Annotated in this window: 16 protein-coding genes; 9 read left to right on the top strand and 7 right to left on the bottom strand. The window is 46.6% G+C overall.

Annotated features, from left to right (window positions below; genetic code table 11):
- Window positions 1-5: 5 nt before the first annotated feature.
- From DWW52_RS14830 to DWW52_RS14820, 3 genes are all read right to left on the bottom strand, one after another.
- Window positions 6-2033, bottom strand: coding sequence for a thioredoxin family protein (locus DWW52_RS14830; RefSeq protein WP_118716286.1), 2028 nt, complete (start codon window positions 2031-2033; stop codon window positions 6-8).
- Between the two features lie 161 nt (window positions 2034-2194).
- Window positions 2195-3742: an Rne/Rng family ribonuclease gene (locus DWW52_RS14825; RefSeq protein ID WP_118716356.1), complete on the bottom strand. Its 1548-nt coding sequence runs from the start codon at window positions 3740-3742 to the stop codon at window positions 2195-2197.
- A 187-nt stretch (window positions 3743-3929) separates the two neighbouring features.
- Window positions 3930-4241 (bottom strand): HU family DNA-binding protein, encoded by a 312-nt coding sequence (locus tag DWW52_RS14820; RefSeq protein WP_255418996.1) that lies wholly within the window; start codon window positions 4239-4241, stop codon window positions 3930-3932.
- Between the two features lie 398 nt (window positions 4242-4639).
- Here DWW52_RS14820 and DWW52_RS14815 point away from each other — a divergent pair, with 398 nt between their 5' ends.
- The 3 genes from DWW52_RS14815 to DWW52_RS14805 all read left to right on the top strand — a co-directional run bounded on the left by DWW52_RS14815 (window position 4640) and on the right by DWW52_RS14805 (window position 7094).
- The gene (locus DWW52_RS14815) at window positions 4640-5056 is read left to right on the top strand and encodes a single-stranded DNA-binding protein (protein WP_199692004.1); all 417 of its coding nucleotides are present in this window, start codon (window positions 4640-4642) and stop codon (window positions 5054-5056) included.
- A gap of 114 nt (window positions 5057-5170) precedes the next feature.
- Window positions 5171-6493 carry a gliding motility-associated protein GldE gene (gene gldE / locus DWW52_RS14810; protein WP_118716284.1) on the top strand — a complete coding sequence of 441 codons (1323 nt, stop codon included), beginning with the start codon at window positions 5171-5173 and terminating at the stop codon, window positions 6491-6493.
- Between the two features lie 7 nt (window positions 6494-6500).
- Entirely contained in the window at window positions 6501-7094 is a 594-nt protein-coding gene (locus tag DWW52_RS14805; RefSeq protein ID WP_118716283.1) for a type 1 glutamine amidotransferase family protein, read from the top strand.
- Between the two features lie 342 nt (window positions 7095-7436).
- On the opposite strand, the gene DWW52_RS14800 is transcribed toward DWW52_RS14805, so the two are convergent.
- The gene (locus DWW52_RS14800) at window positions 7437-9011 is read right to left on the bottom strand and encodes an alkaline phosphatase family protein (RefSeq protein ID WP_233556931.1); all 1575 of its coding nucleotides are present in this window, start codon (window positions 9009-9011) and stop codon (window positions 7437-7439) included.
- Between the two features lie 155 nt (window positions 9012-9166).
- On the opposite strand from DWW52_RS14800, the gene DWW52_RS14795 reads away from it, so the two are divergent.
- The gene (locus DWW52_RS14795; protein WP_118716281.1) at window positions 9167-9790 is read left to right on the top strand and encodes a hypothetical protein; all 624 of its coding nucleotides are present in this window, start codon (window positions 9167-9169) and stop codon (window positions 9788-9790) included.
- Between the two features lie 12 nt (window positions 9791-9802).
- Complete coding sequence (locus tag DWW52_RS14790; RefSeq protein ID WP_118716280.1) at window positions 9803-10279, top strand: Lrp/AsnC family transcriptional regulator; 477 nt, start codon at window positions 9803-9805, stop codon at window positions 10277-10279.
- A 369-nt stretch (window positions 10280-10648) separates the two neighbouring features.
- On the opposite strand, the gene DWW52_RS14785 is transcribed toward DWW52_RS14790, so the two are convergent.
- Window positions 10649-11557 carry a diacylglycerol kinase family protein gene (locus DWW52_RS14785; protein WP_118716279.1) on the bottom strand — a complete coding sequence of 303 codons (909 nt, stop codon included), beginning with the start codon at window positions 11555-11557 and terminating at the stop codon, window positions 10649-10651.
- 171 nt (window positions 11558-11728) lie between these two features.
- Window positions 11729-13051: a UDP-glucose/GDP-mannose dehydrogenase family protein gene (locus tag DWW52_RS14780; protein WP_118716278.1), complete on the bottom strand. Its 1323-nt coding sequence runs from the start codon at window positions 13049-13051 to the stop codon at window positions 11729-11731.
- A gap of 133 nt (window positions 13052-13184) precedes the next feature.
- On the opposite strand from DWW52_RS14780, the gene DWW52_RS14775 reads away from it, so the two are divergent.
- The 3 genes from DWW52_RS14775 to DWW52_RS14765 all read left to right on the top strand — a co-directional run bounded on the left by DWW52_RS14775 (window position 13185) and on the right by DWW52_RS14765 (window position 21931).
- Entirely contained in the window at window positions 13185-18650 is a 5466-nt protein-coding gene (locus DWW52_RS14775) for an alpha-2-macroglobulin (RefSeq protein WP_118716277.1), read from the top strand.
- Between the two features lie 397 nt (window positions 18651-19047).
- Window positions 19048-19410 (top strand): hypothetical protein, encoded by a 363-nt coding sequence (locus DWW52_RS14770; RefSeq protein WP_118716276.1) that lies wholly within the window; start codon window positions 19048-19050, stop codon window positions 19408-19410.
- Between the two features lie 217 nt (window positions 19411-19627).
- The gene (locus DWW52_RS14765; protein WP_118716275.1) at window positions 19628-21931 is read left to right on the top strand and encodes a TonB-dependent receptor; all 2304 of its coding nucleotides are present in this window, start codon (window positions 19628-19630) and stop codon (window positions 21929-21931) included.
- A 461-nt stretch (window positions 21932-22392) separates the two neighbouring features.
- On the opposite strand, the gene DWW52_RS14760 is transcribed toward DWW52_RS14765, so the two are convergent.
- Complete coding sequence (locus DWW52_RS14760; RefSeq protein ID WP_118716274.1) at window positions 22393-23259, bottom strand: NigD-like C-terminal domain-containing protein; 867 nt, start codon at window positions 23257-23259, stop codon at window positions 22393-22395.
- Window positions 23260-23504: 245 nt separating this feature from the next.
- Here DWW52_RS14760 and DWW52_RS14755 point away from each other — a divergent pair, with 245 nt between their 5' ends.
- The gene (locus tag DWW52_RS14755; protein WP_118716273.1) at window positions 23505-24479 is read left to right on the top strand and encodes an N-acetylmuramoyl-L-alanine amidase; all 975 of its coding nucleotides are present in this window, start codon (window positions 23505-23507) and stop codon (window positions 24477-24479) included.
- The last annotated feature ends 4 nt before the right edge of the window (window positions 24480-24483 follow it).

Genomic DNA, 24483 nt, shown 5'->3' with positions numbered 1-24483 from the left:
AATAATTACTTGTTCGCACGAGCTTTATACTCTTTCAAACCGTCTTGCAAAAATTTCACGAAAGCATCGCGATCTTTATTATAACCTCTAGCAGGTTGTAATACATGCGGTTTCAATACTTTATCATTACCTTTACGGCTATCTAACAAGATATAATTCGGTTGAGCATTCGACTCGAATTGCTTGATTTGGAAATCCGTATTCTTCTTTCCAAGCGTGTTTTTCTTTTTCCCATCATACTCTGACACGTATACCTCTTCTGCGGGCAATTTGGTCTTATCGTCCACGTAAAGAGCCACGATGATATAATCATTCTTCAGCATTTCAAGTACTCGGGGATCAGACCATACACTCTGTTCCATTTCACGGCAGTTCACGCAACCATGCCCCGTGAAGTCAATGAACAAAGGCTTATCCTGAGCTTGAGCAGCCTTCAACGCTTGATCGTAATCAAAATATCCGTCCAAACCATGAGGCAAGTGCAAGAAATCAGAGTATTTTACAGGCTCGTCAGCAACAGCCTTAGATGATTTCTGCGCGTCTCCAAAATGAACGCCACTCTTCATGATTTCTTTAGCGTTGTCACGAACAATACGATTAATATCGAAGTCTATCGTTTCTTGCGGCGGGAAATATCCGGCCAAAGCCTTCAACGGGGCTCCGAACATACCCGGGATCAAATAGATCACGAATGACATGGTAATAATGATCATGATCAAACGCGGCACTCCGATATAAGGTAAATCACTATCATGAGCGAATTTAAGTTTACCCATCAAATACAATGCTTGTAACGTGAACACGGCTACCCAGATAGCGATGTAAACCTCACGGTCTAATAATCCCCAGTGATAAGTCTGGTCCGCTACCATCAAGAACTTGAATCCAAGGGCAACCTCTATAAATCCTAACACAACCTTCACGGAATTCAACCAACCTCCTGATTTCGGAAGATTGCTTAATTTTGAAGGGAAGAACGAGAAGAATCCGAAAGGTAACGCCACGGCGATAGAGAATCCTAACATACCGATAATCGGGCGCAATACAGATCCGCGAGCAGCCTCAACCAACACGGTTCCAACGATCGGGGCGGTACAAGAGAATGATACCAACACCAACGTGAAAGCCATGAAGAAAGCTCCGATATATCCACCTTTATCCGCTTGTTTATCTGATTTATTTACAATCCAAGACGGTAACACGATCTCGAAAGCTCCGAAGAAAGAAGCTGCGAAAATCATGAAAATAATGAAGAAACAAACGTTAGGAATCCAGTTTGTACTCAACCAGTTGATGAATCCCGGTCCTAACAAGAAAGAGATAATCAACCCCAACGCGGTATAAATTCCGACAATAGACAAGGAAAAGAAGATTGCTTTCGCTCTTGCCTGGGCTTTACTGGAATCCCCGTGCATGAAGAACGACACCGTCATCGGGATCATCGGGAACACGCAAGGCATCACAACCGCGAGCAAACCGCTACCAAAAGCCACCCAGAAAAATATCCACAAGGAATCATCCTCGGTCGCGCTTTTTGTTTCTTCTGTCGCGGCAACAGTCGCATTATCACCACCTTTACTTCCTAGCTCGATCGTGAAATCCTTCTCACCCGGTACGCAAGCACCTTCCTGGCAAGCCTGAAATTCAACAGATCCTTTCACGACAGTAATCGAAGGATCAGTAACCTTAACTTTTTGAGTCACGGAATAATTATCGGTGTAATACAATACATCGACCCCGAAAACGTCATCATGCTTTTTATGTGGTTCATCCTCCACGGCCTTCCCTACTAATTCGATACCCGCACCCACGTTCTCAATATTAATTGATGTAGGCATGGGACCGCCTTCCGGGGTCGACATGGAGTACACCGTCCACCCGGGTTGAATGGTTGCTTTAAAAGTTAAAGCGTATTCGTTATCCCCGGTTTTCTTCTGGGAAAACGTCCAACTTGTCGGGTCAGACATTTGAGCGAAAACCGAAAAGGTTCCCACGAACAACGTAAAGATCAACGTTAATAGTCTCTTTTTCATAAAAAATTATTTAATAAAACATCAATTTGCATGCTTCTCGAAATCGTATGCATTATCACACAGTGGACGCAAAAGTACCATATAATTTGTTCTCACACAAATTCATGGTACTATTTTAACATCGATTTAAGACGAGAACGAGAATCTGTAAGTAAAAACACCTATTCAGCTTCAATTTCTCTATTAAAACGATTAAAAAACTTATATTCGTAAATATAGAAAGAAGGTACACCCACCACCTTCAGGTGAATCCGATGCTTGAAAGCCCACTTCCGACGCAATGACCAAAAACCTTTTTTAAGATACGCCTCCACGAAAGGATGCACTTTCAATACCAAATTCTTAATTTTCTTCTCCTCCACCAAGAATTCCAATTGATCCTCTATCTTATCAACCACCAACACGGCGGCATCGGCTTTACCCGTTCCATGACACACGGGACAAGTCTCCGTGGTAGTCACGGTCATCTCCGGACGTACCCGCTGACGTGTGATTTGCATCAACCCGAATTTACTTAAAGGAAGAATGGTATGTTTGGCTCGATCGAGTTCCATAGCCGTGCGCATCTTATCGAACAACTTCTGGCGATTATCCGCTTGTTGCATATCAATAAAATCAATCACGATGATTCCTCCCATGTCGCGCAACTGCAACTGGCGAGCCACCTCGTCGGCCGCGGCAAGATTCACTTCCAGGGCGTTTGACTCCTGATCATCCCCCAGCTTCACGCGATTCCCACTATTCACGTCTATCACGTGGAAAGCCTCGGTATGTTCTATAATAAGGTACGCCCCGTTCTTGAACGAAACAGTTCGTCCCAGCGAAGACTTGATTTGCTTGTCCACCCCGAAATGATCGAAGATCGGGACATCGGTTGAAACAAATTTAACGATATCCTCTTTCTCCGGAGCTATCGTGCTGATATAACGTTTAATTTCTTTACTCAAGGCTAGATCATTCACATAAATATTCTCGAACGAAGGATTCAAAATATCCCGGAGAATGACGCTGGTTCGGTCGATCTCCCCTAAAATCAACTTGGGAGGTTCGATATCCCGAAGATGTTTGAAAGCGGTCTCGAACCGCTCAACAAGTTCTGTTAATTCACTGTCGAACAACTCGGCATTCTTGCCCTCGGCGACAGTTCGCACGATCACCCCGTAATTCTTGGGGCGTATACTTTCAATCAGTCGTTTCAGACGTTTCCGTTCATCGACCGATTTAATTTTTTGTGACACGGACACCTTTTCAGAGAAAGGCATCAGAACTAGGTGACGCCCGGCAATACTCAACTCCGACGTCAAGCGCGGGCCTTTGGTTGAAATAGGTTCCTTGGCTACCTGAACGGCAACATATTGCCCCACGGTGAGTACGTCCCCTATTTTCCCGTTTTTACTGATTTCCGGCTCCAGTTTCAACCTGGCGACAGGCATTCCCTTGCGTGCTATACATTGTTTTATATAACTAACCAGAGAATAAAACTGGGGACTGAGATCAAGGTAATGCAGGAAAGCATCTTTCTCGTAACCGACATTCACGAAAGCCGCATTCAAACCGGGCATGATCTTCTTTACCTTCCCGTAAAAAATGTCTCCTACAGCAAATTTAACGCTAGTCTTCTCCGTTGTCAACTCTACCAATCGCTTATCTTTCAATAAAGCGATCACAATTTCTTCCGCTTTTACATCTATGACTAACTCAGTATTCACTACCTGATCAATTAATGTATCAATCAAAATAAACCTAAAGGCCTAGCCCTTAGGTTTATAACTTCTAACTCACAAACGATGACTACTTCTTCTTGTGTCTATTCTTTCTCAGTCTCTTTTTCCGCTTGTGAGTGGCCATCTTATGTCTTTTTCTTTTCTTTCCGCTTGGCATAATTTCACTCCTTTCTTATTTTACTTGATCTTTCACCTGATTGACGAAACTCTTCGAAGGCTTGAACGAAGGAATAAAGTGTTCAGGAATTTTGATCGTTACATTCTTTGAAATATTACGAGCGGTTTTCTCAGCTCTTTTCTTCACAACAAAACTTCCAAAACCTCTTAAATATACGTTTTTTCCATCAATCACAGAACCTTTGATAGCTTCCATAAAAGCCTCTACTGTCGTTTGTACCGCTGCTTTCTCGATACCGGTGGTTCTTGAAATTTCATTCACTATGTCCGCCTTTGTCATTTTCTTTAAGTATTTAATATTCAATATTATATTTCGTTTCTTACAGATTTCAGACTGCAAATATATATCTTTTCCACAAACAATGAAACAAACTTCAGCATTTTTGTCAATATTTTTTGCGATCTATATAATTAGAAGTCAACATCCGACATATTTATAAAGTTTTTTTCAGGATTGTACCCACTTTTACCCCTCACTTCATTTTAGTCCCAGATGACCAATATATCTAATTTGTAAAAAGAAGTATTATGAAGAAGATCACTCGTGTGCCTGTTAGCAACGATTGGCGCGATAGCGCCCTGAGTATCATGACAAACGGGATTTCCGTGAACCATATTTCAACACTCAATTTTCAATTGTTTATTTGTTTAATTTTTTTTCTCCGAAATTATTCCGTAATTTGTGTCAAATTTTAACCCATACACATAATGGTCAATAAAGTTATTCTTATCGGTAATGTCGGGGCAGACCCGGATGTAAAATATCTCGAAGGAGGTGTCGCCGTAGCAAGATTCAGCCTTGCCACGTCGGAGGTCTACAATAACAAAAACGGGGAACGTGTAACACAAACAGAGTGGCACAACATCGTTCTCTGGAGAAATCTGGCACAGATAGCAGAGAAATACGTGAAAAAAGGAATGATGCTTTACGTCGAGGGACGTCTGAGAACTCGTTCATGGGACGACCAGAACGGGGTAAAAAGATACACGACTGAAATCTACGGTGATAACTTCCAGATGTTATCCCGCAAACAAGATAACGGAGAAAAACCGCAGGACACCAGCATGCCACAGGCTCCTGATCTTGGGGGAAGCGATGACAGCGACGATCTTCCGTTCTAAAAGAAGAGAACCTTTCGAGTCAGAAGTTTACAAACTTTTGACTCGAAAGATTTTCTCCTTTTAGTTTTTATACGTATCTTTCGGCGATATTAAGTTTAACCAATTATTCAAATTTTGGACACAGATTATATTCCCCTTGCCGGGCAGATTTTTACAGGCACTTTCACAGCCATTGATTTAACATTCACTATATTACTACTATTTTTATTACTATGCTCGGCCTTGATTTCCGGATCGGAAGTCGCTTATTTTTCACTCTCGCCCTCGCAACTGAAACACTTGGAAGACAAGGGATACGAGAAAGCATGCAACCTACAACACAAACCCAACCGGCTGCTGGCCACGATTCTGATATCCAACAATTTCGTGAACGTGGCAATCGTCGTGTTATCCACGTACCTGGTCAACTCGCTATTCGACTTCTCGGCACACCCGACCTTGGGATTTGTCATTCAGGTAGTTGTAGTCACGTTCGTGATCTTGCTCGTGGGTGAAATTATCCCGAAACTCTATGCCAATCGTTCGCAACTGAGCATGGTGATTTTCATGGCAGGCCCGTTGACCTTCCTGTCTCACCTGTTCCGTCCGCTATCTTCCCTGTTGATCGGTTCAACCTCCGTGATCAGGAAACGCATGGATAAAAAAGATAACTTATCAATCGACCAGCTCTCCAAAGCGTTGGAATTAACCAAAGACACGGCTATTAACGAAGAAAAAGATATATTGGAAGGTATCGTCCGTTTTGGCAACATTGATGCCGTGGACATTATCCGTCCCCGGATCAACGTGATCGCGATTGATTCGAACTCAACCTATCAACAAGTAAAAGAAATTATCACCGAACACGGCTACTCGCGCATGCCCGTGTACGAGGAAAACCTGGACAACATCACGGGAATTCTTTACGTGAAAGATTTATTGTTACACCTAGACGAAAAAAATGATTTCCGGTGGCAGACCTTGATTCGCCCGGCCTATTTCGTCCCGGAAAGCAAGAAAATCAATGACTTGCTCGAAGAATTCCAGTCCAAGAAAGTGCATCTGGCTATCGTGGTCGACGAATACGGTGGCACATCCGGTATCGTCACCATGGAGGACATCATCGAAGAGATCGTGGGCGACATCAATGACGAGTACGACGAACAAGAGATAGTCTACACCCGTGACAAAAACGGGGCATTCATCTTCGAGGCCTCTACCCTGCTAAACGACTTTTACAAAATCACCGATATTGACGAGGACACATTCCAGGAAGTAGAAGGAGACGCTGACACGTTAGCCGGATTAATCCTTGAACTCAAAGGCGAACTTCCTCTCAAAGACGAGGTGATCACCTACAAAGAACACCAATTCAAGATTCTTGAAGTCGACAACCGACGGATCAAAAAGATTCAATACAAGAAAATTGGAAACTCGGAAGTGAAAACACAGAATTAAATTTACCATGAAACAAGAAGTTCTATTTTTCATCCTGGATGGATACGCCGATTGGGAAGGTGCATTTCTGTCCGTCTGCCTGAATACCGGGGTTATGCCGGGAAGCGAAATAAAATATATCACGAAAGTAGTTGCCCCGACGCTAGATCCCGTTCCGTCAATCGGCGGTTTCCGCACGCTACCCGATTACAGTTTTCAGACAATGCCGACGGACTACGCCGCACTGATTCTGATCGGAGGCATGAGCTGGCAATCCCCCGAGGCCGAACAGATCGTGCCGATCGTGCAAAAAGCTCTGGATCAAGGCAAGATCGTGGGAGCTATTTGTAACGCATCCTTGTTCATGGGTAAACACGGTTTCCTGAACAACGTGAAACACACCAGCAACACGCTCCCCGTGTTAAAACAATGGGGCGGGGACAAATATACCAACGAGAAGAACTACATCGAGAAACAAGCTGTCGGAGACAAAAACATTGTCACGGCCAACGGCACGGGTTACATGGAATTCACCCGAGAATTACTCTTGCTGCTAAAAGCCGACACCCCGGAAAGAATCGAGGAAGCCTGCGACTACTACAAAAATGGGTTTATCAAATAGTCCCGCCCAATCGAAAAAAACATTCATTCAAAACTATATCCATTCCCGGACATAACTGCAATTTAACTTGACTACTGTCCGGGAATTGGCACACTTTCTACACGCTTGGCCGCCACTTACCCGCCACCTAGCCGCCACCTAACCGCCATTTTAACGGATTTTATCCTTTTTTGGTCCCGCCAAACCACCCACGAATCACGGCAATAACAAATCAATCAACAGTTTACTCAAAGCAAACAAGGCTATGAAAGACTTAACATTCCGTTACACGACCCTAGTTTCACATTCGTCAAACCAGTGCCGCTCCGAATCATACCATCCTAAATTCTAAATTCTAAATTATTACTGCATCGCCTTCCCGTGTGCCGTGTACGGTACATTTATCCCCAGTATCTTGCACAAAGTGGGCAACAGGTCTGACATCATGTAATCCCCTTTCAAATCCGGCCTCACCCCTGCCCCATACAAGTACAAAGGAACAATCGGTCGTTTACTGTGCCGGAAATAGGTATCTTCCAACTCTTTCAACTCGGAAACCCATGTCGGGTGGATACAAAAAAGCACGTCCCCGCTACGTTTGTGGGAAAACGAGTTCTGCACCAACCGATTGATTCCCTCGGGAAACGAAGTATGCGTCAACGAGTAAGCCGTCATCACTTTGGCAACCCCCTCGAATTCGATCATGAAATCGGCCACCTTATCCTGCATTTCCTTCAAATTCAATTTCTTATGTTCAATCAAATCCCGGTTCAGATAAATCTGGCCCTGATCGTAATCGGCTATCCAATCACCCGGACCATACACGAGTCCCATGTACGATTTCAACAAAGCCACGGCCTTGAATATGCTGAAATAATCTGAATTCACCTTGATCTTCTGTAAATCCTCCGGCATCAACTCCCGCATCTCCGAAAAAGTCACGAACAAGGTGTAATTTCCCTTCCCGACCCTGGCATCCAGCTTACTCAACAAAGCCGCCATATCCATATCCAGGCGAATCAACATATCCTTCTCCTCTTCCGAATCTATAGTAAAATCCCTAGACATGTAATCCAGGCAAGAAAAGTTCAAAGCCAACAAATCGGGATCATTATCCGCACCCAACCTCTCCTCGTCTATCAACTTCTCGGCCAACACTCGCACCAACGTGTTCGCGTAGGGAGTAGCTTTCAGCACCCGGTACGTGTTATACTCTTTCTTCGCACGAGCAATATCATAGTAAAAGTGATTCTTCAAACGGATACGGGCCGCCGACTTGTCCTCGTCAGACAACATCATCCATCCCTTGTTCACGAAATGATCGCTCTCCACCCAGGTATTATACACCCTCAACCAGTCGGGTATCTCCCGTTTGTAATAGGAAGAAGAAACCCATTTCCCCGTCTTCTCGCTAAACCAGATCGCCATGTCCGCGCTACTACCCCCACTCAACACGGCCTCGTCGCCATTCATGGCAATACTAAACACCCTTGACAGCGGGTTATTCCATTTCATCGCGCTCCCCAGGCTCATCGTTTGCAGGTAATCAGGAGTCAGGCTCTTAACGCTGTCGCCTTGTTGTTCCCCGATTTCGGTGTATCGATCGGACGCCGTGGCAAACTGCCGCTTCCGGCGTAAACGGTCATACCACGCTCTCGACACGATCCCGTGCTCCGTGGGAAGCATACCCGTGTAAATAGAAGCGTGATCCACCCCCGTCTGCGTGTAAAAATAATTGTAGTTGGCGTTCACTCTCGCCCCCTGCTTCATGACACGTTTCAACCCTCCTTCCGACAATTGATCCCCGTACATCTCCAACCATTCCGGGTAGAAATGACTAATCACCACGCCCACAACCAATTTCGGTTTTCCCTCTGCGAAAACACCCGACACCCACGCCAGCATACACGCTATTATTATTAATTTCTTCACGATCATTCCAATTTACAAATTAGTATTTTCATTCACCGGTTTCAAATTTACAGTGTAGACACAAAAATAATCAGAATATGATAATTTACAAGTTATAATTCTTTCAATTCTTAATTGTTTCGTATCTTTACGGCAAGAAACTATTAATTACCATATCCATTATGACTGAGAAAAAGTGTCAGTTGACAGAAAAACTGAGGAACTATGTTTATCGTTACGATACAGAACTATCGGATGATAAATTGCAGAAAATGGGAACTTCTCTTGAGGAGATTAACGAGAATTTCTCAGGCATGGAAGACATCGCGAACTGTATCTTTGAACAAGAGCGTATCGCTTTTGAAAAAATATTCAAGGAATACGATTTCGACGGGTGGAACGCTATTGACATCTTGTTGCTGGTAGGGAACGAGATTCACGAGCGATTCTTTGATGTATCGCCCTCCGTCAGCTACAAGCTGGCACAGGCATTCCCGGAAATCTTTGAACAACACAAACAACGACGCTCCGATTTTATTTACGAGAAGATCAAGATCAATATCGAGAAAGGGATGCAACAGGGCATGTACAAGAATGACGTCTCTAGCGAAATGGTTGCCCGCATGTATATCGCCAAACTCAATGACATCCATAATCAGGAGATCTATCCTCCCGAAGTTTTTGATTTCGCCACCATCTTCAACAATTTGATTGATGGGGTAATCAAAACAATCACGAACGAGGACGGTTGGCAATACTACAAGCAAAGAAAACAACTGTACAGCGTATTAAGTTTTAACAGGTAAAAAAGGTAAACCATGAGTGCAAAATATCAAATAGATGACATTGATCGCAAAATCCTGTCCCACCTTGTAAAAAATGCGAGAATACCCTTCCTGGAAATAGCCAGGGAATGCGGTATATCCGGGGCAGCTATTCACCAACGCGTGAAGAAAATGGAAGATTCCGGGATCATCGAAGGTTCCCGCTTTATCGTGAAACCCGATGCCCTTGGCTTCGGCGTGTGCGCTTTCATCGGGGTTATCCTCGACCACGCCCACACGTACAAAACGGTCGTGAAAGAGATCGAGAGTATCCCCGAAGTCACAGAATGTCACTTCATCACGGGGGGATTCACCTTCTTGATTAAATTAAGATGTAACAATCATCAACATTTAATGGATATTCTGATCAATACCCTGCAAAACATTCCGGGAATAGCGAAAACAGAAACGTTTATCTCTCTGGATCAACTTATAGAGAAGCAAATCGCCCTCTCTCCCGAAGACAAATAGAAGAAACTGTCTAAAAGTCCATTTTCTTCAAGAAACTCCTCCGTCCTTCGGACACCTCCTCTATAAACGAGACTGCTGAAAAAGTCCCATTATTTTGAACTACCAAACGGTTTCCCCTCCCGTGTAAGGAGGGGAAACCGCTGGGTAATCAACCCTCCCCCTGTGTAAGGGGGAACCGGAGGGGGTCGTTATTCCTCTCAAAAAGGACTTTCTCAGCAACCTCCTCTATAAACAGAGGAGGAGTTGGAGACTCTAGTCAAAGACGGTGAGCGACTTAGCTCCCCCTCGGTTTATAGAGGGAGTACCCCGAAGGGGGGAAGGTGTTACAGAAAAAAAACTTTCAACCGGCCAAACGGTCACGCCATCTCGCTACACCGTACGATTCTTTTTCTTCCTGGACAACTTAGGGGCAAGCACCTTCAACACGCCCGGATGCACCTTCACTTGCACGGGTGACTCCAACGTATAGGGATCTCCGTCAATATGAGCCTTACTCAAATCGCCCTCCAAAAATGCCTCGGTACACTGAATCTCGCTAAAATAAGGAAGTCGGGCAATCTTAGAATTCATAAAACAGTACAAAAACCGGGGAATCTGGTAATACTTCGGCCTTTTCAATATACAAATATCCACCAACCCGTCCCGCAACGACGCTTTAGGCGCGATCGACGCGTTATTACCGTACTGGGAACTATTGGCAACACTCAACACGAAACAATCTTCCTCCCACGTCTTCCCGTTAATATGAAAACGATAGCGTTTACCGGGATAACTGAACCACATCCGCACTATCGAATAGATATAAGAGAATATTCCCCGAATCTTCATGGTGTTAAAAAAGTGAGCCACCTCTGCATCAAAACCAAAGCCACTCACGTTCAGCGAATAAAGCCCATTTATCTCGACAACATCTACATTTGTAGTCTCACTCTTTAATATCTGTTTCAAAGCCTTGTTCATCATCTGGGAAAAACCCAAGTGACGGGCGAACCCGTTACCACTTCCCAAAGAAATCACCCCGAAGGCAATCCCGGTTCCCATCAAAGCGGTTCCGATCTCATTCACCGTACCATCTCCTCCTGCCGCGATAATGTGCGTGTAGTTTTGCGTTTTAGCTTGTTCCACGATCTCCTTGGCATGTCCGGCATACTCGGTAAAACGAATATTATATTCGATATGCTTGTACGCCGCGATATGCCTTATCCGGTAGGGAATCTCCCAACCTAAGCCAAAACCGGATATAGGATTCACTATAAATAATATTCGATAATGAGTCATCTACCTATTTATGATTTAATGATTCTGTGATTTAATGATTATTTCTACCACACAACCACCTTCTAATTTCAAACGTTATCCCGCGATTTATTATCTTGATTCAAACCTTGCTCCCGTTCTTTCAAACAATCACGGAATCATTGAATCGCCAATCATAGAATTTCCCCCCGTTTACTCTTTTCTCCGCCCGATACCGTAATACACGTAACCGAATTCCTTCATCTGCTCCGGGCTATAAATATTCCGCCCGTCAAATATAATTTTGTGCTTCAAAGCTTTCTCGATGAAAGTAAATTTAGGAATCTTGAATTCGGCCCACTCGGTAACCACGATCAGCGCATCGGCATCCGTCAGCGCATCATACATATTCTCGGCATACACGACACGGTCACCGATCCGTCTCCTGCACTCTTCCATGGCAACCGGATCAAAAGCACACACTTCAGCCCCGGCCTCCAGCAACTTATCAATCAGCACCAACGAAGGCGCCTCCCGCAAATCATCGGTTCCCGGTTTAAACGACAAGCCCCACATGGCAAAACGTCTTCCTTTCAAATCCCTCCCGAAATGAGAGGTTATTTTTTGGAACAACACGCTCTTCTGATTCTCGTTCACCCGCTCTACCGCTTTCAGCAACTCCAGGCTATGCCCGTGATCGTCGCCCGTACGGATCAACGCTTTCACATCCTTCGGGAAACAGGAGCCGCCGTAACCGCATCCGGCATTCAGAAACTTCTTCCCGATACGGGTATCACTCCCGATACCTTTTTTCACGGCTTCCACGTCTGCCCCCACGATCTCGCACAGGTTGGCGATATCATTCATAAAAGAAATCCGGGTCGCCAACATAGAATTAGCGGCATATTTAGTCATTTCTGCCGACAATATATCCATGAAATAAATCGGCGTGTTATTCAAAATAAACACATGATATAAACGCTCCATCACCCGACGAGCCCGATCGCTTTCCACCCCGATCACGACGCGGTCCGGAGAAATGAAATCATTCACGGCATCCCCCTCCTTCAGGAATTCCGGGTTAGAAGCCACGTCAAACGGCACCTCAACACCCCGTTTTTCCAAAGTAGTCTTGATAACCGCTTTCACCTTATAGTTCGTCCCGACAGGCACGGTTGATTTCGTAACCACCACGATATAGTCATTGATATTTTCCCCGATTTCACGAGCCACATCCAGCACGTAATGCAGGTCGGCACTTCCATCCTCATCGGGAGGAGTTCCCACGGCGATAAAAACAGCATCCGCGTCTTTCAAAGCTTCCTTCAACGAGGTTGTGAAAAAAAGTCGACCGTCTTCCCGGTTCCGGGTAACCAACTCGGCCAGTCCCGGCTCGTAAATAGGCATTCCTCCGTTATTCAACAACTCGATCTTGGCGTTATCAACATCAACACACGTAACAGTCACTCCCGTTTCGGCTAAACACGTTCCGGATACAAGCCCGACATAACCGGTTCCAACAACAGCTATTCTCATACTTATCTATTTTTACCTCTTAATTAGGCGACAATTTTCATTCTTGCAAAAGTATAAATTTAAACTGAACAATAAGTTCTCGTTCCGTTTTTTTATTTAATTTTGTCTTAATGATAAATCAAACTATATCGGCATGAAAAAAGGAATCTTGTTTTTCCCCCTATTGTTCCTAGTAATCACGATTTTCTCGTGTAAAGAGAAATCAAAGGAACAAAGCAAACTAGAGTTCAGTAAATACATTTCCGGCTTCACCCAAGGAATGATCAAATCCTCCGACCCGATCTATATCCGGCTGGAAAACAATGCACTGAAAACGGGGGACAGCCTTCCCGTGCAAGCAGAAAAGTTATTGAAAATCTCCCCGAAAGTAGAGGGAACCGTATCCTTACGAGACGGGAACATCATTGAATTTACCCCGACGGCCCCGTTGAAAAACGGACAGACATACGAGGTGAGCCTGTACCTGAATAAACTATGCAAAGTTCCTTCCGATTTATCAACCTTCCGTTTCAATATCAAAGTTCTCCCTCTCGTGTACGCTTTCCAAGAGGGTAGCCTAAGTGTTGATCCCGCGGATAATAACAAATTCTCCTACCGGGCGTCGATCACCAACTCGGATATCACCGCCCCGGCCGAAATAGAAAAACTCGTGAAAGCCACACTGAACGGGCAGACACAAACCCCGGAATGGGAACACACGCCTTATATTCATTATTTCAGGATTCACGACATCGCCCGTACCGATGATACCCAATCCCTGGAATTTACATTTGACAAAAAAGTAAAGAACGGGAATGACTGTATTGTCGAGATTCCCGGTTCGAAAATATTCTCCGTGCTGGAAGTAAAAGCCAGTGACGAGAACTCGCAAACCATAGACGTCACCTTCTCGGACAACGTGGATGCCAGTCAAGACTTACAGGGATTAATTACCGTGGACGGTATCAACCGCCTGAACTTTAACGTGCAGGGCAACATCATTCGGGTATATTCCAACGAACGGGACAAGATGCAGGGCGTTGTGCAAGTGAACGTCTTCAAAGGAATCAAAAACTCCATTGGTGAAAAACTGCAATCAGACGCGACCTTCAACGTCAGTTTTGCCTCGGCTAAACCTGCCGTGACCTTTATCGGGGAAGGCACGTTCACCCCGGCAGAAGGGAATGTACTGATCCCGTTCTCGGCCGTGGCCCTGAAAGCCGTGCAACTGCGGGTAGTGAAAGTATTCAACCAGAACATGAACTTCTACCTGCAAGAAGGTTCCTACAATTATAGCAGCGATTATCAACTACGCCGGGTAGGACGAATCATCCTTGACAAAAAAATCCCGCTCACCAAAGAGGGACAACCAGCCAACACGAACAAATGGCAAGACTACACGATCAATCTTGCCGATCACATCCAACTGGAAAAAGGTGTGATTTACCGGGTACAATTGAAATTCAGGAAATCATATACCACGCTGGCCTGTGCCACCGAGGCTCAAGACAGGATCATAGAAGAAGATTGGGACTCGTCGGCTGACAACGAATACGATTACGATTATGACTACTATTACGGTTATCCCTCCGACTATTCATGGGAAGAACGGGACGATCCCTGTTCCAACTCTTACTATTATGTATCAGATCGTTTCCCCAGCAAGAACATGGTCGTGACCTCGCTCGGCATAACCGCCAAAGCCGGGAGTGACGGCAAATACGTGGTAGTCGTGAACGACCTGCTCTCCGCGGCCCCGGTCGAAAACTGCAAGATATTCTTCTACAACTTCCAGAATCAGAAGATTGATTCAACAACCACGAATTCCGCCGGAATCGCCATCACCCGCGTACAAGGCAAACCTTTTATCGTACTTGCATCCAAAGGCAACGACAAGGCTTACTTGAAAGTAAACGATGCCACTTCTCTATCATACAGCAATTTCGACGTGAGTGGTGAAATCGTGCAACAAGGAATAAAAGGCTTCATTTACGGCGAACGGGGCGTGTGGCGTCCGGGCAACGAGATTCACCTCTCCTTCATGCTCGAAGACAAAGAAAACGTGATCCCCGTGGGACACCCGATCATTGCCGAACTTTACGACCCGAACGGTAACGTGGTGCAAACCAAAAAAGAAGGACGCAACGAACACGGGCTATATTGCTTCACGTTCAAGACCGACGAACAAGCCATCACGGGGTATTGGCGAGCTGTCATTCGCATCGGTGGGGTCTCCTTCTCGAAAACCGTACGAATTGAAAGTATAAAACCCAACCGCCTCAGCATCGTGACCAACTTACCGAACGAGGTACTGGGAGTCGGGATTTCGGACAACGACATTCCCGTGCAGACCCGTTGGCTGCATGGAGCGAAAACCAGCTCGCTGAAAGTTATTACCGAACTGAAACTTTCCCAGGGTAACACCACGTTCCCCGGCTACAAGGGATACAGTTTTGACGATCGTTCCCGCTATTTCAACTCCACGACCACCACGTTCTTTGACGGTCAGACGGATAAAGAGGGTAACTTCACTTTGTCGGCTGACGAAATCAGCACGGAGAACGCCCCGGGGATGTTGAACGCCCTGCTCACCACACGGGTATTCGAACCCGGTGGGGATTTCAGTATCACGACAGCCGGGTTCAAATACTCACCTTACAAAGAATACGTCGGATTAAAACTTCCGGATTCCGACGACAACTGGTACTCGGCCGGAAAACCGATCCCGATCTCCGGAGCCGTGCTTTCCGCCAATGGTAAACCCGTCTCCGGCAGCGACATCGAAGTTGAAGTCTACACGCTGGAATGGCGCTGGTGGTGGGATTCCGAGAGAGACAACATCGGGTCGTACGTCAACCGCTCCTACCGGAAACCGGTATTTGCCAAAACCGTCAAGAGTCAGGACGGAAAATTCAACGTGAATATCACTTGCGACCAATGGGGACGCTACTACGTGATTGCCCGAGACAAAACATCGGGACACTCCTCCGGAACGACCTTCTACATCAGTTCATGGCGCAACGACATGAACATACCGGGAATGGCCACATTGCTCACCCTGACAAGTGATAAAAAAGCCTACCGGGCCGGAGAAAAAATAAAGGTCACCTTCCCTTCTTCCGAAGGTAGCGTGGCTCTCGTGAGCGTCGAGAACGGAAAGACTGTAAAAGACATTTTCCGGGTACCCACGGCTGCCGGCTCCACCTCTTTCGAAGTAGAAACCACCAGCGAGATGTGTCCCAATATCTACATCAACGTGTCATTGATACAACCCCATAAAAACCGGAACAACGACAAACCGATCCGCCTATACGGGGTACTAAATATCAATATCGACGATCCGAACCTACGCCTGACACCTAAAATAGACATGGCCCAAGAACTCCGGCCATCGCAAGAATTCACCGTTTCCGTCAGTGAAAAAGACGGTAAACCCATGACCTATTCAATCGCCATCGTTGACGAGGGATTGCTCGCGATCACCTCGTTCAAAACCCCGAACCCGTTCCCGGCATTCTACGCCAGAGAAGCTTTAGGCGTGAAAACCTGGGACTTCTACGATGATGTTATCGGGGCGTTCGGTGGCCGATTGGAAAAAGCCTTTGCCGTAGGAGGTGACGAAGCCTTGAACCCGGAAGAAAATCACAAGAGCGACCGGTTTACCCCTGTCGTGATCTTCAAAGGTCCTTTCACGATCAAGAGCGGGGAAAAGAAAACTCACACCTTCCAGATGCCCGAATACATCGGTGAAGTCCGCACCATGGTGGTTGCCGAAGACCGGGGACGTTACGGTTCCGCCTCGCAAGATACCAAAGTAAACAAACCGTTGATGCTCAACGTGACCATGCCCCGCTTGTTCACCCCGGGAGACGTGATCGAAATCCCCGTCACCCTGTTCGCGATGAAAGACAACATCAAGAACGTGACCGTGAACATCAAAACCGACAACAAGATCGAGATCATCGAACCTGCCAGCAAAGAGGTTCATTTCACAAGCACGGGCGAGCAGATCGTGTTCTTCAAAGTCAAAATAAAAGAGAATGTCGGGAAATCGACCTTGACTTTCACGGCACAAAGCGGCTCGGAGCAAGCTCATTTCAGTTGTGATGTTGACATTCGCATCCCGAACCCGAAAGTGACCCGGGTAGATGCCCGTGAAGTGGCAAGCGGCGAATCCATCACATTCAATAACACCATGGAGGGATTGGAGCCCGCCTCTTTCCTGGAAATCACCTCTATCCCGGCCTTGAACCTCGAACAACGGCTCAACTACCTGATTCGCTACCCGCACGGATGCGGCGAGCAGATCACCTCGGCCGTGTTCCCGCAACTGATGCTCGACCGATTGATGGACCTCAGCGAAGCCCAGAAAGTGACGGCCGAACTCCACGTGAAAGACGTGATCTCCCGCCTGCGCAATTACCAGTTAAGCAACGGGGGATTCAGCTACTGGACGAACTCGAACTACGTATCCGACTGGGTAAGCACCTACATCACCGACTTCCTGATCCAAGCCGAGAAATCCGGTTACCGGATTCCGACTTCCATGAAGACATCGGCACTCGACTATCTGGCCAAGCAAGCAAACGCGTGGCGTCGAAACGATTACTACTCGGAAATCGAACAATCCTACCGCCTGTACGTTCTGGCCCTAGCCGGGAAACCTAACATGGCCGCCATGAACCGGATGAAGGAAGACACGTATAAAAACCCGATTGCCCGTTGGCAACTAGCCGGAGCGTATGCCCTCGGCAAACACGACAAGATTGCCCGTGCCCTGATCGCCAATCTCCCGGCAGAAGCCGAATTGTATCGTCAACTTGGAAGATGTTACGGTTCCGATCTCCGGGACAACGCCATCATCATGCAAAGCATGGTCAACATGGACATGAAAGACGAGGCTTATAAACTGATGCAGAAAATGGCTCGCAAATTTGCCTCCAACGAATGGCTGAGTACCCAAGAAAGTGCCTTCGGCCTGTGTGCTATCGGGAACTACGTGGGACGCTATTTCAAGGACGGTAACGGCATCGACGTACAGATCGGGAAAGAGAACGTGAAGACCCCGAAAACCGTATTACAACGAGAATTAACGGTCAAAAACAATAAATCGGAAGTCACCGTGAAAAACAACACATCGGGCACCCTCCACGTGCGGACAATCAACAGTTCGACCCCGCTGGGCGTGATCACCCAAAGCGAAATGGCCGGACTGGACATGACCGTCAACTATTATCGCAACGGGACCCGCAACAACGAGCCGAATTACAAACAGGGAGAAGACATCGTAGCCGAAATCACGATTCGGAACACTGGAAACATCGGGCTTTATGAAGAACTAGCATTAACCTTCATGTTCCCCTCCGGATTCGAATTCCTGAACGAACGTCTCACCACGGGCGTGAACCCCTTCCAGGGAGCCGACAACGTGGATATCCGGGACGACCGGGCATACCTCTATTTCTCGCTCAACCAAGGCCAATCGAAGACATTCAAACTACGCTTTAACGCGGCGTATTCCGGGACCTACCTGCTTCCGGCAATCACCTGCTCGGCCATGTACGACAACTCGATTACCGCAACGCTACCCGGCAACACGATCACGATTACCCGGGATTAAAAAAGAAATCGAGTCAGAAGAAGCTGTCTGAAAAGTCAATTTACATAGAACTACCATCCCTTTCCCCTCCTTACACAGGAGGGGAAACCGCTTGGTAATCAACTCTCCCTCTATTTAAGGAGGTTTCTCCCACCAACAAACTCTCCTCCCTTGCAAGGGGGAGCCGGAGGGGGTAGTGATTTTATAAGGAAGAGATTTTTCAGACAGCCTCTTTTAGTCCTTTTATTAAGACTTTCAACTATCCCAAAAGACGAATCAACAAAAAGCAACTATTCGGAATTTCCGAACAATTCAAACCGGGAAGATCGCATACATTCCTAAATTTAATAAATATTTAAGAGAATAAATCATCGCACTATTTAGAAATCGTCTACATTTGTAAAACTAAAACTAATGTATGCGTCGAGAAAATGTAAATAAATTGATACACTTATTCTTACTAGCTCTATTCTTGAGCTACTACGGGAGTATCACATTTTTCTCACACTATCACGTGGTTAACGGGGTAACGATCGTTCACTCCCACTTTTTCTGCGGAGGCTCCGATTCGGACGGGAATGCCAATCACACGCACACAACCAAAGAATTGACCTTGATTGCCCAATTGAGTAACTTCATCACGCTCGTCAGCGTGGCTCTTGCCATCTCGATTCCGTTCTTTGTTGCCAAAAGACACTATCATGTCAAGAGCCGTGTAGAAGCCCCCGACAGACAAACATTCACCCTAAGCCTGTTACGGGCTCCTCCCATTTACGCATAATTATCATCACAGACTAGAATTTCACAATATACACCCCATAAACAAGGGTGAAGGACGTATCATGCACCTATCCGCTGAACAAAAAATTCAGTCTGGCAAATTTGTGTGTTCATTTTATAAAAATAAACCAAACGCCATATCGGATGCGCAGGAACAACTTGCAACCTGCAAACCTGTAACCTGCAACTCGCCGAAGGCGACAAACAATTACGTGCGAATGAAAAACTTACTTACGCTTATTATATTACTTCTACCCGCCCTTTACAGCCGGGCAGACGAGGAAAATACCGTAAAAAAAACAACCGATGCTCATATCACCGGACACATCATATTAAAGGAAACCGGGGAACATCTCCCTTTCATGACCATCCTGTTAAAAGGAACCAATATCGGCACCGCAACCGACGAAACCGGACACTTCTTCTTGAAAAACCTACCCGTGGGAAAATACACGTTACGCGTGCAAGGCGTGGGCTACAAAAGCGTTGAAAAAGAAGTCTTGATTACCAAAGGGAAAACCCAGGAAATCAACTTTGAGGTCAGCGAGGATGCCGTCATGCTTGACGGAGCCGTGGTCACCGCCAACCGGAACGAGACCGACCGACGAGAAGCCCCGGTAATCGTCAACGTACTATCACCCAAAGTATTCGAAAACACAAACTCCGTGTGCCTCTCCCAGGGATTAAACTTCCAGCCGGGATTACGGGTAGAAAACAACTGCCAGAACTGCGGTTTTCAACAAGTACGCATCAACGGGCTGGACGGCCCTTACTCCCAGATCCTGATCGACAGTCGCCCCATGTGTAGTTCCCTCGCCGGGGTCTACGGGCTGGAACAAATCCCCGCCAACATGGTCGAGCGAGTTGAAATCTTACGAGGCGGAGGTTCCGCGCTCTTCGGAGCCAATGCGATTGCGGGAACAGTTAACATCATCACGAAAGACCCTTTATACAATTTCTTCCAAGTAGGACATACCCTCTCCGCGATAGATGGTGAAAGTTTCGATAACGTCACCTCCTTCAACGGGGCGATCGTCAACGATCAACGCGATGCCGGGATCTACCTGTTCGGAATGGTACGGGATCGCCAACCCTATGATCACGATGACGACGGATTCTCCGAACTAGGAAAAATAAACAGCACCACGCTCGGATTCAAAACCTATTACAAACCGACTCATTTCAGTAAATTCACGCTGGAATACCACCACATCAAGGAATTCCGTCGCGGAGGAAACAATTTCGACCGTCCTCCACACGAAGCCGATGTTGCCGAACAAGCCGACCACAACATCCACGGCGGGAGCCTGAACTACACCCTCTCGTCAAAGGATTATAAACATCGCTTGAACGTGTACACCTCCCTACAAAACATCGGGCGGGAATCTTACTATGGTGCCGGACGGGACACGAACGCCTACGGAAAAACCACGGACTTCACCGTCGTTGGCGGGGCCCAATACTCCCACGACTTCGACAACTTCCTCTTCTTGCCCTCCTCTCTCACCGCGGGAGTCGAGTATTCCTACAACAAACTGAACGATCTCATGCTGGGATATCACCGGGAAATCAACCAGGAAGTATCCGTGTACAGCGCCTACCTCCAGAACGAATGGAAAACCGCACGTTTCAGCTTCTTGCTGGGCGGACGTCTGGACAAGAATTCACAACTTGATGACCCGATATTCAGTCCCCGTTTGAACATTCGTTACAACCCGATCGCCGATCTCAGCTTGCGGGCAAGTTATTCCGAGGGATTCCGAGCTCCGCAGACGTATGACGAAGACCTTCACGTGGCGGCCGTCGGGGGGGAAGTCACACTGATACAAGTGGCTGAAAACCTGAAAACCGAACGTTCCCGCAGTTATAGCGCATCCGTGGATTACTACACCACCTGGGGCCCCGTGCAAATCAACCTCTTGCTAGAAGGCTTCTACACGAGCCTACACAACCCGTTCGTGCTGGAAGAAATCGAATCGGACGACGAGAACAAAATACTGGAACGCCGCAACGGTTCGGATGCCGTGGTCAAGGGGTTCAACCTAGAGGGAAAAATCGCACCGCACAAATCCGTGCAACTCCAATTCGGGGCTACCCTGCAAAGTAGCAAATACGATGAACCCGTGGCCTGGAGCAAAGACCCGGACGTGGCAGCCTGTCGCAAACTATTGCGTTCGCCCGACGAATACGGGTACGTCACGCTGAACCTGCTCCCTTTCAAAAACTTCTCGACGGCACTCTCCGGAACTTACACCGGTCCCATGTACGTCGGGCACTCGGCCGGGTATATAGAAAAGGACGTGCTGAAGAAAACTGATTCCTTCTTTGACGCCACGTTAAAACTCGCCTACGACATCAAAGTCCGCAACGGCTACACGATACAAGTCAACGCGGGCGTGCAAAACGTGTTCGACTGCTACCAGAATGATTTTGATAAAGGAGAATTCCGGGATTCCGGTTATATCTACGGTCCGGGCTTACCCAGAACTTATTTTGCCGGGATAAAATTCGGTATATTCTAAAAAATACAGTATCAAGATTTCACTTCTAACCGAGAGAGGGGCCAAAAGTATTTCAAACTTTTAAGCCCCTCACTCTTTTATAGTAAAAGTTGCACGAAACCATTTTTCTTAAACAAACCCCGCCACCTCCCAATCACCTCCCTCATAGCTCTCGTATTAACATTTTTAAACACTACTTTCTCTCTCCAAGAGGTTATTCTCCTATATATCAGCACTTGCGACCCAGTCCCAAGTGTAAGTTAACGATAAGTTGCCGATAAGTTACCGATAAGTTGCCGATGTGGTGCGTACACTTATCCCTAATTTTTCCCCGGCATATTATCAACATACAGGTGGAACACCGATTAGAGTCCGGCGAAAATACTCCTCATAAATAGCAAAAGGGAGACCCTTACCCGTGGTCTCCCTTTTATATACCTACTTTCCCCTATTTCCCGTACACGAGGAAAGTCGTATATTCTTTACTTCACCTCGCAATTCGCCTCTTTCTCGCTCTCAACCATCTTACTGTTATCTTGGTTCAATCCTTTATCTGCTTCCGCCTCGCTCGTACCGGACAACGTGTAAGTCCCGCTATCCTCACGCGTGATCGTTCCCGAGAAATTCTTTTCGTACTCGGTCCAGATTAATTTCACCGGAACTGACTTTTGTCCCTCGGGTACGATGGAAGTCAGATCGAAAGAAACCTGTCCCCGAGCCCAGAAGTAATTCCCGCGATCGTTACCCGTGTCAGGTTTTTCACCGTAAGCATTATGACGCAAAGTCACGTAAACAGTGTCATTGTGAGCCACCACATCATCCTGTACCAGATTGATAAAATGTTGAACTTTCGAGTCCGATGTTACTGGAATATTAAACTCGACATTCAGGTATCTACCACCGAACCACGCTTCCCGAACGTTAATCGGATCATTACCAATGCTGTCTTGCCGTTGTTCCTCATCCTCGTTTATAAAGGATTGCTTCACGGGATCTTTCGTCAACACGTCACGAAGCCGGTAAAGACGAATGTAATAGTTCATCCGGCCTTCCAACCCGGTCTCGTCCCGCTCGCTTCCCACGATAGAGTAGTTCGCGTACACCCGAAGATCATCCGTGGCCTCGTCAAAATTAATCGGTAACCCTTCCGTCACGATCAACCGACTGCCATCATCCCGGCGAATAGCAAATTTAGAACGGGTCCCGTTATCAATTTTTTCGAGGTTACCATAACTAATCCATGAGCTTCCACCGCCCACGTAATAATATTCGTCATCATCGTCACAAGCCGTAAAAGCCATCACGATCAACGAACAAATAAGTGCAAATTTCCATGTTTTATTTCTCATAGCTGTTTTTTTTAATACACTTATAGGATGCTTATATTTTTAAAAAGTTGCGTCATCGGTCAATATTATTGCTTTTTTTAAAATTCATTTCAATCTATTCAGAACCAAAAAACAAAGCACCCGCAAAAGTTTATCAATTTTAAATCCCCACCATACAAGGCCAGTACTTTTTTATTCTAAATTCTAAATTTCTCCGTCATGGACTTTATAAACTTAATCCCTATCTTTGTCACAAAATTTAGTCAATGAAACACTTGCTCGCTTTATACACGATTCTACTCCTCGTTCTGTTCGCACTTCCCATTTCCGCCCAGGAAACAGCCAAACCAAACAAGGGAGAAGGCGTACTGCAATTCCTAAAACGTTTCAACCGCACGAAACCATTCCACATGGATAAATTCATCGAACTGAATCAGAGTAAACTAGACAAGAACAACAACCTCAAACTAGGCGTCACTTATACCCTTCCCCCCGTGAACAACGAGGGGTACGAACCTCTTTTCGGGGAACAACAGGCCAAATACGCCATTGATTCCGACGAACTGAACGGGGCATGCTTCTACCTCGTGAGCGGTCACGGTGGCCCCGACCCGGGAGCTATCGGTGAACTCCAAGGTCACCCGCTGCACGAGGACGAGTACGCCTATGACATCATGCTCCGACTGGCCCGCAACCTACTGTCGAAAGGAGCGAAAGTACACATCATCATCCAAGACGCGAAGGACGGTATCCGGGACGACAAATTCCTTGCCGTCAGCGACCGGGAAACTTGCATGGGGCAACCGATCCCCCTCAACCAGATCAAGCGTCTGCAGCAACGTAGCGATAAAATCAACGAGCTATTCAAAAAAGACAAGGAACCCTACCGCCGTGCCCTCTTCATCCACCTCGATAGCCGGAGCGAAAGCAAGCAAATCGACGTGTTCTTCTACCACTACGAGAGTAGCACCAAGGGCAAACACCTCGCCCACACCCTACAGGAAGTATTCAACCGCAAATACGACAAACACCAACCCCTCCGGGGTTTCTCGGGCACAGTCTCTCCCCGTGACCTGTACGTCATCAAGCAAACCCACCCAGTCGCCGTCTTCGTCGAACTGGGCAACATCCAAAACAGCCGGGACCAACAACGCTTCCTCCTGAAAGACAACCGCCAAGCCCTTGCCAACTGGATGTGCGAGGGTCTTATCGAGGATTACAAGAGTTATTCGAAGAAATAATCGT

It is taken from the genome of Odoribacter sp. AF15-53, assembly GCF_003479425.1.
Classification (GTDB): Bacteria; Bacteroidota; Bacteroidia; order Bacteroidales; family Marinifilaceae; genus Butyricimonas.
The sequence above is the reverse complement of the archived record's forward strand: the minus strand, read 5'-3'. Positions and strand labels throughout refer to the sequence as shown.